Below are 12,169 nucleotides of genomic sequence, written 5' to 3'. Positions count from 1 at the left end.
TTTGCATAGCGAGGCAACCACATGTAGCATAGCCGCCCTGCATAATATGCGATTGTTTCGTCGTTCCTCCTCGCAACGACCTAAATTTTTGCCGCTTCGGCTGTACGATGAAACTATTCCGTAAACTGCAATAACTCCATCCTGTTCCCAAACGGATCAATGAATGAAAACCGGGTGCGGCCCGGAATCACCGGCTCTTCCCAAAACTCAACACCGAAGCCTTCTAAATGCCGTCGGGCTTCAGCTATATCGGCAACCTCAAAAGCGGTGTGCCGCGATGTGCGGGGCAAAGCATCTTCGGTACTTAAGTGCAGCTGGATATCAGCTATCTGAAACCAATACCCTTTCGAATTAAATGCAGGGCGTTCTATCCGCTTCAATCCCACAACATCTGTGTAAAAAATCCTTGCCTCTTCCAGCCGTTCTAACGGAACACAAACCTGGATATGGTCGGCGCGTTTAAAGTTGATCATAGAGCCCCTCTAAATCTCCCCTAAAGGGGAGACTTTTAATAATTGTCTTTAACCTGTTAATTATTCGTGCTCGGCAAAAGTAAGCACATAGCCATTATTATCCTTTATTGAAAATTCGGTAGCGCCATAAAAGGTGGTTTCAAGACCTTTTAATACGGCAACCTTATCTTTTATTTCCTCAAAAAAAGCGCAGATATTTTTAAGGTTAATATATAACAGCAATGAGCCGCCATCAACACGGCTTATCTCCGGCAGGTCATCGGCCAGGCTGCTAAAAGTTTGAAACATCATGGTAACGCTGCCATTGGTCATCATGGCCCAAACAAGATCTGTACCGGTTTCGGGTACACTCATTGCAACTTTGAAGCCCAGCAGCTCATAAAAGCCGATGGTTTGGTTGATGTCATTCACAAAAATGTTGGGTGATAAACTTTCCATAATCAGTGCGTAAAAAATTTGGTTAACGGCCATAAAAATAACAATCCATTCTTTTAAATGCTAAATATTTTAGCTTAATTAGCCTAAATATTTTATTAATAAACACACGTACCGTGGGAAAACTTGTAGAAGAATTTGACGCCTACCGTTCTAAGATGAACGACAGGATCATGGAAACCGCCAATACCAATATTAAACGATTTTTTGCGCTTGATACAACCAGCTATGCCGAAGGTGCACTTGATGTAAAAACCAAAGAAATGCTTGGCCTTGTAGCCAGCATGGTTTTACGCTGCGACGACTGTATCAAATATCATCTGGGCAAATGCCACGAAGCCGGCGTTAACCACGATGAAATGAACGAGATCTTTATGATAGCTAATTTGGTGGGCGGTTCGATTGTTATTCCGCATTACCGCAGAGCCGTAGAGTACTGGGACGAGTTGAATGGGCAATAATCATCCTGATCCAGGTTTACATGCTTGTAATAAAAGTGCTTTTTTGCAGTTTAAAAGTTATCTTCACTTAACCTTAAACCGCCTGTATTATGTACCAAACAACATCCCGCAGAAAACATTTTTCGATAGATACTTCAGCTTTATGCGACGTAGCATTCTTGCTGTTATGCTTTTTTATTTTTGCATGGAAAAGGGTTGATCCGGTGCAGGTGAACGTGCCTTTGTCGACTTACTACGGCTGCCAGCTTGGAGGCGGAAATGAAGGTGTTATAATTATTACTCAGCACAAAATAATGTTCTCGCTTTTTCCCAGCGGCATCCGTCAGCAAACATTGAAGCAAATCGGAGAAAGCTATCACGTTCCATTTTCATCAGCTCAGCTATCTGAATTTGCTAAAATGGATTATATCGGGGTGCCGGTGTACGAATTAAAAGAACATTTAACACAGTATGATCCGCTCAAATCCAACCCAATCCTTCAACCCGGTATCCCTATTGAAAAAGGCAATAACGACCTCGCCAATTGGATCTACGAATCAAAAAAAGCAAGTCTTTTAACAAACAACCAGGAACTCCGCTTTTTCATCAAGGCAGATGAAAAAACCGAATATCCGGTCATTAAAAAGGTGATAAGAATATTACAGGATCAGGGCATTAACAAATTTTCGCTGCTTACCAATTTAAAACAAACAAATTATGAGTAAACCCGACCAAATAACCCGCTGCCACTGGCCGGGCACCGATGAACTATACATTAAATACCACGACGAAGAATGGGGCAAAGAAGTTCATGATGATGATACCTTTTTCGAATTCATGATCCTTGAGTCGGCACAGGCCGGGTTAAGCTGGATCACCATCTTACGCCGTCGTGAAGGTTACCGTAAGGCATTCGCCAATTTTAATCTGCAGAAAGTGGCTGCATTTAATGATGAAGATGTTGAAAGATTAATGCAGGACGAAGGTATCATCCGCAACCGTCTTAAAATAAAAACGTCTATCAGCAATGCTCAATTGTTTATCGGCATTCAAAAAGAGTTTGGCTCCTTTGATAAATACCTGTACAGTTTTATGCTGGATGGTAAAGCGATCATGAACCATTCCAACTCAACGCCTGCCACCAGTCCGGAATCTGACGCCATTGCCAAAGACATGAAAAAACGCGGCTTTAAGTTTTTTGGCACTACTATTTGCTATGCCTTTATGCAAGCCACCGGCATGGTGAATGACCATATTCCGACTTGCAGTTTCAAATAATTTTATTTCCCGGGATTACACAGATTATAAAATGATTACACCGATTTTTTCGATAGCTGAATATTGATTGGGTTTGATTTTAGAGATAGGAATAACAATTATTCGTCAACATTAATTGTATTTTTGAAACGAGAAAATCGCATCGATCACTTGATTTCATTAGCTTAATATTGGGTAATTGGTTTATAATCACCCTTTTTTAATCAGTGTAATCATAAATCAATCGGTGTAATCCCAAAAAATAAAATCAGTGTAATCGCCTAATCAATCGGTGTAATCATAGACTATGAAAAAACTATTTCTTTTGGATGGCATGGCCCTTATTTACCGGGCGCATTTTGCTTTAAGTAAAACACCCCGCTTTACATCAAATGGGTTAAACACCTCGGCAATGATGGGTTTTACCAATACCCTGCTTGATGTTTTGAAAAAAGAGGCCCCCACCCACATGGCTGTAGTATTTGATACCGAAGCACCAACCGAACGCCATACCGATTTTGAAGGCTACAAAGCACATCGCGAAGCCATGCCCGAAGATCTGGCGAAAGCTTTACCCTATGTAATAAAAATCATATTAGGTTTTAACATCCCGGTTATTACGTCCGACGGATACGAGGCCGACGATATCATCGGTACCCTCGCTAAGAAAGCCGAGCAAAAAGGTTATACCGTTTACTGTATGACGCCCGATAAGGATTTTGGCCAATTGGTATCAGATAATATTTTCATTTACAAACCGGCCCGTATGGGTAACGAGATGGAAATACAGGGTGTTAAAGAGATATTGGCCAAATGGGAAATTGAGCGTGTTGACCAGGTGATCGATATCCTCGGTTTATGGGGCGATGCTGTTGACGGTATCCCGGGTATTCCCGGCATTGGCGAAAAAACAGCTAAAACCCTTATTAAGCAATACGGCTCAATGGAGAATATCTTTGAGCATAGCCACGAGCTTAAAGGCAAACAGCGCGAAAATGTAGAGCAGTTTAAAGAGCAGGGGCTTATGTCCAAAAAGCTGGCTACGATATTGCTAAACGTTCCTGTTGAACTGGATGAGGAAGGTTTGGAAGTATGCGCCCCAAGTAAAGAATTACTGGAACCGCTTTTTGCCGAATTAGAGTTCCGTACTTTAGGCAGGCGCGTGTTTGGCGATGATTTCAGCATAACCGAGTTAAAGCCCGCCGGTACCCAGATCGATCTTTTTGGCAACCCAACGGCCACCGGTCGTACCACGATGGCGGTTGATGTAGAAGACATTCGTGAAGAGCTCACCCTTGCCGCCAAAAACATCAACAATACACCACATGAATATCACCTGGCCGATACGATTGAAAAACGTACCGAGCTCATCAAGATATTAGCACAACAGCAAACATTTTGCTTTGATACCGAAACCACCGGTACCGATCCTAATTATTGCGAACTGGTAGGCTTATCATTTTCAGTTAAACCGGGAGAGGGTTGGTATGTACCAGTTCCTGCCGATCAGGTTGCTGCACAAAGCATAGTTACCGAGTTTAAGGAGATCCTCGAAAATGAGAGCATCGGCAAAATAGGGCAGAACATTAAGTTTGATATCCTGATGCTGAAATGGTACAACATTGAAGTAAAAGGCATCCTGTTTGATACCATGCTGGCCCATTACATCATCGATCCGGATACTCGCCATAATATGGATATCCTGTCAGAAAATTACCTGGGCTATAAACCTGTTTCCATAACCGAGCTTATTGGTGCCAAAGGCAAAAACCAGGGCAATATGCGCGATGTAGAATTTGAAAAGATAAAAGAATACGCCGCCGAGGATGCCGATATCACCCTACAGCTTAAAAATGTTTTTGAGCCCAAACTAAAAGAAGTTGAAGGCGAAAAGCTGGTGAACGAGATAGAGCACCCGCTCATCTACGTATTGGCCGACATGGAGTACGAGGGCGTAAAAATAGATCATAATACCCTGCGCGATTTCAGCAAAACACTGGAAACGGACATTGCCCAGTACGAAAAAACGGTTTATGAAAAAGCAGGTGTAAAATTCAACATCGCATCGCCAAAGCAATTGGGCGAAGTGTTGTTTGAGAAACTGATGCTCGACCCTAAAGCAAAAAAAACCAAAACAGGCCAGTATCAAACAGGAGAAGACGTTTTGCTTTCGTTAGCCGCCAAGAGCGATATTGTACGTGATATCCTTGATTTCCGCCAGCTGCAAAAATTAAAGTCGACTTATGTAGATGCGCTGCCGCAGATGGTGAACCCTAAAACAGGCAGGGTACATACATCATACAACCAGGCCGTTGCTGCAACAGGCCGGTTAAGCAGCGTTAACCCTAACCTGCAAAACATCCCTATCCGTACCGAACGCGGCCGCGAAGTAAGGAAAGCTTTTATCCCAAGGGATAGCGGTCACACCATTGTATCTGCGGATTATTCGCAGATCGAACTTCGCATTATAGCAGAGATCAGCAAGGATCCTAACATGATGCAGGCTTTTATCGACAACCATGACATCCATACGGCAACAGCTGCCAACGTTTATGGCATCGGGTTGGATGAGGTAACCAGCGATCAGCGCCGCAACGCCAAGGCTGTTAACTTCGGCATTATTTACGGACAATCGGCTTTTGGTTTATCACAAAGCCTGGGCATTCCGCGTAAGGAAGCAGCCGAGATCATTGAGCAATACTTTATCCAGTTTGCCGGTATTAAGCAATACATGAGCGATACCATGAACTTTGCCCGTGAAAACGGTTATGTGTGTACGCTGATGGGCCGCCGCCGCTACCTGCGTGATATCAATTCGGCCAATGCAACTGTTCGTGGCTTTGCCGAGCGAAATGCGATAAACGCACCTATACAGGGTTCGGCTGCTGATATGATCAAGATAGCCATGATCAATATCCACCGCGAACTGAAAGCCCAAAAGTTGGATACCCGCATGACCATGCAGGTACATGACGAGTTGGTGTTTGACGTACCACATCATGAAGTGGAAATTGTAAAGCCAATCATTATGCACAACATGAAAACCGCCATTAAAACCGAGGTACCTATCATGGTGGAGATTGGAACAGGCTTAAACTGGCTGGAGGCGCATTAATCGCCCTGAAGGCGGAGTTTTATTAATTCCCCTCTTGAGAGGGGGCGAGGCAGGAAAGAGCGAAAGCAGGGGTGTGTATCTGCGTTGAGGAAATAAAGCAGATACACAACACCTAAGAGGGGAGCTCCTTGCGCTCGTTTCTAACGAGTGTTTAATGTGGGTTTGCGTTTAAAACGCTCACCGGGCGATACAATCGCCGAACCATGTTAAGCACTCGTTATAAATGTTCGCAAGTTAAACGAAGCAATCGCATACTATACAGGGCGGCTATGCTTCCGTGCGGTTGCCACGCTGCGCTCGCAATGACATATTTATAATTTATGATGCATTTTGCAATTATAAGACCATTCTTTTCCTTTCATAATACACTAACCCATACTCAGCCTCGCCCTTTTTCCTATCATTTTTACAACTATAACATCTTAACGATAATAAAATTTCAGTGCTTTTTATCTAAATTTTTCAAAACTATATTAATTCTCATAGGTTTCTCTTTTGGTAATCTTTGCTTAAATTGAGCCAATAAAACCTGAATGAAAATATACCATTTGAGTGCCGAGTGCTATCCCGTTGCCAAAGTTGGCGGGCTTGCCGATGTTGTTGGCGCATTGCCTAAGTACCAGAACCTTGCAGGTTTGCAGGCGGCTGTTGTTATGCCTTTTTACGACCGTAAGTTTACCCAGGAAAACGAATTTGAGATTGTTTTTGCTGCGGCAACCCTTCTTGGCAACCGCCGCCTTTTCTTCGAGATATTGAAAGAGAAAACCAATAAACTCGGTTTTGAGCTTTATTTGGTAAAGATCCCCGGCCTGCTCGACAGGGAAAATATCTACAGCTACCCCGATGAGCGCGACCAGTTCATGGCCTTTCAGCTGGCTTTTTTAGATTGGATCAGCTATTCGCAGCAAACGCCAGATCTGATCCATTGCCATGATCATCATGCGGGTTTAGTCCCTTTTTTGCTTTATCATTCAAAACTATATACAAGGCTGGCTAATACGCCAACCATATTTACCATACACAACGGCCAGTATCACGGTGCCTTTGGCTGGGACAGGCTGTCCTTACTACCGGAGATCGATCTGACCAAAACAGGCCTGCTTGACTGGGCAGGAGGTATTAACCCATTGGCAGCAGCTGTTAAGTGCGCCTGGCGTTATACAACGGTATCTCCAACTTACCTGGAAGAACTTACCTACAACTCAAACGGACTGGAATACCTGTTTTATATTGAACGGGCAAAGGGTTACGGTATCATGAACGGTATCGACACCGAGGTTTGGAACCCACAAACCGACCCGATGATCCCAAACAAATTTTCGGCTAAAACACTGGCTAAGGGCAAAAAAGCCAATAAAGAGGCCATCTGTAAACGCTTTGAGCTTGATCCCGAAAAGCCATTGTTCACCTTTATTGGCCGTTTGGTTGTTGAAAAAGGTGCCGACCTGTTGCCTGCTGCCATTGAGCGCAGCCTGCTCGAAAACGAGGGCGAAGTTAACTTCGTAATATTAGGCGCAGGCGATAAGGAAAATGAATTGGCCCTGCTTCAACTCAAAAATAAATACCCCGAACATTGCAATGTATTTATTGGCTACGACGAGTCATTGGCACACCTCATTTATGCCGGAGCTGATTTCCTGTTGATGCCATCGCGCGTAGAACCTTGTGGTCTGAACCAGCTATATGCGCTGCGCTACGGCACCATGCCTATTGTACGTACTACCGGAGGCCTGAAAGATTCTGTTATTGACTTTGGCGATGAAGGAGGCTACGGCATCCGCTTTGTACAAGCCAGTGTGCAGGATATCTGCCATTCGGTATTCAGGGCCAAACAACTTTACCAGGATAGCGCAAAAATGCAGCAGCTCCGCAAGCAAATGATGGCGCTTGATTTTTCCTGGGCACGCTCAACACAACAATACACCGAACTATACGAAAGCTTAAAACTAACTATATGACATCCAAAGTAATTTCCATTGTGCTCGGTGGCGGCCAGGGCAGCCGCTTATCACCGCTTACCGCAACGCGGTCAAAGCCGGCAGTACCAATTGCGGGTAAATACCGTTTGGTTGATATCCCTATTTCAAACTGCCTGCACTCGGGTATTACGCGTATTTATGTGTTAACGCAGTTTAACTCAGCATCGTTAAACAAACACATCAAAAACACTTATCACTTCAGTAGTTTTAGTGATGCTTTTGTTGATATCCTTGCAGCAGAGCAAACGCCGTCGAGCGTGGCCTGGTTTCAGGGTACTGCCGATGCTGTTAGACAAAGCTTACACCACCTGGCTGTGCATGAGTTTGAGTATGTACTGATCCTTTCAGGCGATCAATTGTACCAGATGGATTTTGAAGATATGATCAACCATCATATCGAAACCAATGCCGAAATCTCCATAGCCACCATCCCTGTTGATGCAGCCGATGTACCGGGCTTTGGCATCCTGAAAACGGATGAAAACAACATGATCACCTCGTTTATCGAAAAGCCGAAAAGCAATTTTGAAAGCTGGGCCTCAGAAGTTAGTCCGGAGATGCAGGCAGAAGGTCGTGTTTACCTGGCATCAATGGGTATTTACATCTTTAATCGTAAATTGCTGTATGAGTTGCTTGAAGGCAATGAGCGTACCGATTTTGGTAAAGAGATTATTCCGCAATCAATTGAAGGCCACCGTGTAGCCAGCTATCAGTATGAAGGTTACTGGACAGATATCGGTACTATCCCGTCATTTTTCGAGGCAAACCTTGGGTTAACCGACAATATTCCAAAATTCAACCTGTTTGATAAAAACCCGATCTACACCCGTGCACGCATGCTGCCGCCATCAAAAATATCAGGTACGCTGATGGAGAAATCCATAGTTGCAGATGGTTGTATCATCAACGCTAAGCAGATCACTCACTCAATAATAGGTATCCGTACCCGTATTGGTGTAAATACCATTATCGAAAACTGCTATGTAATGGGTAGCGACAATTACCAAACGCTTGAGGAGATTGCCGAATCGAAAGTAAGCGGTTCACCAATCATGGGGATAGGCGATAATTGCCATATCTTAAACGCCATCATTGATAAAAATACTTACATCGGCGACAACGTAATCATCAATTGCGGCGAAAAGCTTGAAGATGGCGATTATGGCACCCATACTGTGCAAGACGGCATTGTTGTAGTTAAGAAACGCGCTATAATACCAAGTGGTACAGTTATTTAATTAAAAAATAAAAAAAACAAACCATAGTTAATTTGTTATAGATATTACTAACCATCTAAAACATAATCAACTATGAAAAAGGCACTATGTATGATCGCTTTAGCAGCGATTTCTTTCAGCAGCGTTTTCGCTCATGGCACATTAGTTCGCCCATCAAAAGGCGTTATGCAAACTGATACTACCAAGAAGAAGAAAACCAAGAAAATGAAAAAAGATACCATCATGAAAAAAGACACCATGAAGATGAGGAAGAAATAAGTCTTTAAGTAGGAAGCCGGAAGTTTTAAGTCCGGTGGTATCAAAACGCAAACAGCCCCGGCAAAATGCCGGGGCTGTTTGCGTTTGAAAAAAGTGTATGTCATTGCGAGCGAAGCGCGGCAATCTCGTAGCCAATGCATGTTCGTTAGGCATGGCTACGAGATTGCCGCGTCGTTCCTCCTCACAATGACATGGTTAATTTTACAACTCTATCGTCTCACCAATAGCAGGTAATTTCAAATTTAAACCGGCTTTGATAAACTTTTCAGCTACCTCATCCTTATCAATTTTAATAACCGGGAATGAGTCATAGTGAACACCGATGATGTTTTTACAATTGATGAAAGCAGCAGCTTTTATAGCATCATCCGCACCCATGGTGTAATTATCACCGATAGGCAGAAATGCCCAATCCAGATTGTCATCTTCCAGCAGCTTCATATCATAAGTAAGTGCAGTATCGCCTGCAAAATAAACTGCCTTTCCTTCAGCATAAATAACAAAGCCGGCAGGATTACCGCCTGGCGACCCATCAGGCAAGGTACTTGAATGCACAGCGTTTACCATTTTAACGCGACCAAAATCAAAGTTAAAGCCACCGCCAATGTTCATTCCGTGTACATTTTCAATGCCTTTGGTACCAAGCCATCCGGCAATTTCAGCAATACAGATCACCTTTGCGCCACTGCTTTTAGCAATTTCCAACAGATCGGCCACATGGTCACCATGTCCGTGCGATACTAGGATATAATCGGGCTTTATGCTGTGAATATCAATGTCCTTTGCCTGCGGGTTAGGGCTTATGAATGGATCGAAAAGCAATTTCTTTCCGCCAGTTACAATTTCAAGGGCCGACTGGCCGTAAAAAGTAGTTTTCATAGAATGTTGTTTTATGATCAGATCAAAAGTAAACACTTACCACAGCGATTTGATTTGATGGCAGAAAAGTTACAAATAGGTGTTTAAACAGATAGCGCTATAAAGCCCTTAACATGTAAAAAGGCCTATAGAAAGAAAAGCGTCATTGTGAGGAACGAAGCAATCGCGAACTATACAGGGAGGACCTGCTAATCGGGGATTATTAATAATTATAATTTGTTTTTTATAGGTATTAATGAGCTCCCTTCGGTCGGTTGTCTTCTTACTCGCAATGACGCTTTAATACTATTTTTTTTACCTCTACTTTCGAGAATGAAGCTTATTTACCAAACATATTACCAAGCCCGCCCAGGCCACCGAACATACTTTGGGTCATGGCAGCCATTTCGCTTTGGCTGATGTTTTCGGCTTGCTCAAGGGCTTTATTGACTGCAACAACCAGTAATTCTTCCAGTTCTTCCTTATCAGCATCCGCTAAAAAATCAGGATCAATTACAACCGACTGGATCACTTTGTTGGCATTAGCGTTCACAACTATTTTACCGCCTTCGGCTGTACCCGATACGCTGATGGCATCAAGGCGTTTTTTCATTTCGCCAGCCTTTTGCTGGGCTTCCATTAATTTATCAAACATTTTATTTAGTTTTTAGTGAGTGGTTGATTGGGTGAGTGGTTTGGTATATGAATAGAAAAATTGATTTTATTAGATTAACGTGCGGAATAATTAACAGGTTTCAGCTTGCATCTTTTCCTATTAAAACCACTCACCTAATTAACTCAATCAACCATTCACCAATCCCAACCACTCTCCTCAAAAATTAATCATCACTGGTATCACCATTTCCGTTATATGCACTTTTACGTACAACAGGCATGCCAACTGTATTAAACAGGTCATCGAGTTTAAGCAGGCTGCCATTAGCCAGGTTGGTAAGCAGCACAACGGTAATATCATTTTTCATGTCGCGCAGGTAAATATGCCTGAAGCCATGCCACCAGCCGGTGTGGTAAATCACTTCCTGGCCCGGTGCGGTGAATGTACGCCAACCGTAACCATAGCTAAAATGTCCGTGCACCATGGGGTTGCGCGGTACATAGGCCGAATCAAGCGTGGCCGGCTTTAACAGCAATCCGGCACGTAATGCCCGGTCAAACAGGAACAAGTCGCCAACGGTGCTGTAAATACCCTTATCGCCCACAGGGCCATCCAAAAAGTTTTGTGCCACCGAGTAACGCCACTGGCCGCGGTCATGCCCAACAACATCTACCGGTATTTTATCATATACCGCTTTTGAGTAAACATGGGTATGCGCCATGCTGGCCGGCTTAAATACATTTTCCTGCATGAACTGGGCGTAGCTCATTCCGCTTACTTTTTCGATAATGGAGCCCAGCACCATAAAGTTGGAGTTGTTATAAAGGAAACGCTTATTAGGCTCGTTGAAACGGGTAGGCTTGTTATCGGCTATCATTTTCATGGCCTCGGCATTGGTAAGGCCTTTGCGCTGGTTCAGATGATTTTTGCGATAGATATCATCAACAAAATACACATAGTTCATCATGCCCGAACGGTGGGTGAGCAACAGGCGAATGGTTACGCCATCGTACGGAAAATCCGGAAAAAACTTTTTAACATCATCGTCCAGCTTCAGTTTGCCGCGCTCCATGAGCTGCAAAATAGCGGTTGAGGTCATGGTTTTGGTAACCGAGGCCAGCTCAAATTCCGAGCCGATCTTCAGGCTGTCGCGGTGCAGGTAGTCGGCCCAGCCTATGGCTTTTTCATAAACTATTTTACCCTTTTTTGCCACAAGCACATTGCCGTTGAAGCCGCGGGTACGGTGCAGCTCCTGCATTACGGCATCTATCTTTTTATCGGCATTTTTGGGATTGTACGCCAGTAGCGCCGTGGTATCGAGCGGCTTGGCAGTAACCTGCGACTGCGATTGGTCTTTATTTTTATTTTTGGATGAACAGGCTAACAGCAACAGGGGGGCAGTAAGCACTACCAGGCTTTTGTACACTAATCTCATAAAGCAATTTATCTCACACTAAACGAATGCGAAAATTAGAAATTATACAGCAGGTATTAATTAAA

General features: G+C 43.6%; 12 protein-coding genes. 7 read left to right on the top strand and 5 right to left on the bottom strand.

The window, feature by feature from the left end; translation table 11 throughout:
* Window positions 1–113 precede the first annotated feature (113 nt).
* Window positions 114–473 carry a VOC family protein gene (locus MTO98_RS00720; RefSeq protein WP_243484624.1) on the bottom strand — a complete coding sequence of 120 codons (360 nt, stop codon included), beginning with the start codon at window positions 471–473 and terminating at the stop codon, window positions 114–116.
* A gap of 60 nt (window positions 474–533) precedes the next feature.
* Window positions 534–911, bottom strand: coding sequence for a glyoxalase/bleomycin resistance/extradiol dioxygenase family protein (locus MTO98_RS00715; RefSeq protein WP_243484622.1), 378 nt, complete (start codon window positions 909–911; stop codon window positions 534–536).
* A gap of 113 nt (window positions 912–1,024) precedes the next feature.
* Here MTO98_RS00715 and MTO98_RS00710 point away from each other — a divergent pair, with 113 nt between their 5' ends.
* The 7 genes from MTO98_RS00710 (at window position 1,025) to MTO98_RS00680 (ending at window position 9,195) form a co-directional block, all read left to right on the top strand.
* On the top strand, window positions 1,025–1,369 hold the full coding sequence (locus tag MTO98_RS00710) for a carboxymuconolactone decarboxylase family protein (RefSeq protein ID WP_243484620.1): 345 nt from the start codon (window positions 1,025–1,027) through the stop codon (window positions 1,367–1,369).
* An 89-nt stretch (window positions 1,370–1,458) separates the two neighbouring features.
* Window positions 1,459–2,073 (top strand): biopolymer transporter ExbD, encoded by a 615-nt coding sequence (locus MTO98_RS00705; RefSeq protein ID WP_243484618.1) that lies wholly within the window; start codon window positions 1,459–1,461, stop codon window positions 2,071–2,073.
* Complete coding sequence (locus MTO98_RS00700) at window positions 2,066–2,626, top strand: DNA-3-methyladenine glycosylase I (RefSeq protein ID WP_243484616.1); 561 nt, start codon at window positions 2,066–2,068, stop codon at window positions 2,624–2,626. The genes MTO98_RS00705 and MTO98_RS00700 overlap by 8 nt, the downstream gene beginning before the upstream one ends.
* 286 nt (window positions 2,627–2,912) lie before the next feature.
* Window positions 2,913–5,720, top strand: a complete 2,808-nt coding sequence (polA, locus tag MTO98_RS00695; protein ID WP_243484614.1) for a DNA polymerase I — start codon at window positions 2,913–2,915, stop codon at window positions 5,718–5,720.
* A gap of 533 nt (window positions 5,721–6,253) precedes the next feature.
* Window positions 6,254–7,678 carry a glycogen synthase gene (locus MTO98_RS00690; RefSeq protein ID WP_243484611.1) on the top strand — a complete coding sequence of 475 codons (1,425 nt, stop codon included), beginning with the start codon at window positions 6,254–6,256 and terminating at the stop codon, window positions 7,676–7,678.
* Window positions 7,675–8,937 (top strand): glucose-1-phosphate adenylyltransferase, encoded by a 1,263-nt coding sequence (locus tag MTO98_RS00685; protein WP_243484609.1) that lies wholly within the window; start codon window positions 7,675–7,677, stop codon window positions 8,935–8,937. Before MTO98_RS00690 ends, MTO98_RS00685 begins: the two co-directional genes overlap by 4 nt.
* 72 nt (window positions 8,938–9,009) lie before the next feature.
* A complete protein-coding gene (locus MTO98_RS00680) occupies window positions 9,010–9,195 on the top strand; it encodes a hypothetical protein (protein WP_243484607.1) in 186 nt (61 codons plus the stop codon).
* Between the two features lie 201 nt (window positions 9,196–9,396).
* Here the strand turns inward: MTO98_RS00680 and MTO98_RS00675 are convergent, their stop codons facing one another.
* From MTO98_RS00675 to MTO98_RS00665, 3 genes are all read right to left on the bottom strand, one after another.
* Window positions 9,397–10,074 (bottom strand): metal-dependent hydrolase, encoded by a 678-nt coding sequence (locus MTO98_RS00675; protein ID WP_243484605.1) that lies wholly within the window; start codon window positions 10,072–10,074, stop codon window positions 9,397–9,399.
* A gap of 319 nt (window positions 10,075–10,393) precedes the next feature.
* Entirely contained in the window at window positions 10,394–10,708 is a 315-nt protein-coding gene (locus MTO98_RS00670; protein ID WP_243484604.1) for a YbaB/EbfC family nucleoid-associated protein, read from the bottom strand.
* A gap of 184 nt (window positions 10,709–10,892) precedes the next feature.
* The gene (locus MTO98_RS00665; RefSeq protein ID WP_243484602.1) at window positions 10,893–12,104 is read right to left on the bottom strand and encodes a serine hydrolase; all 1,212 of its coding nucleotides are present in this window, start codon (window positions 12,102–12,104) and stop codon (window positions 10,893–10,895) included.
* Between the last annotated feature and the right edge of the window lie 65 nt (window positions 12,105–12,169).

It is taken from the genome of Mucilaginibacter sp. SMC90 (assembly GCF_022811725.1).
Classification (GTDB): domain Bacteria; phylum Bacteroidota; class Bacteroidia; order Sphingobacteriales; family Sphingobacteriaceae; genus Mucilaginibacter.
Note: the sequence above shows the minus strand (reverse complement) of the source record. Positions and strands in the feature narration are given on the sequence as shown.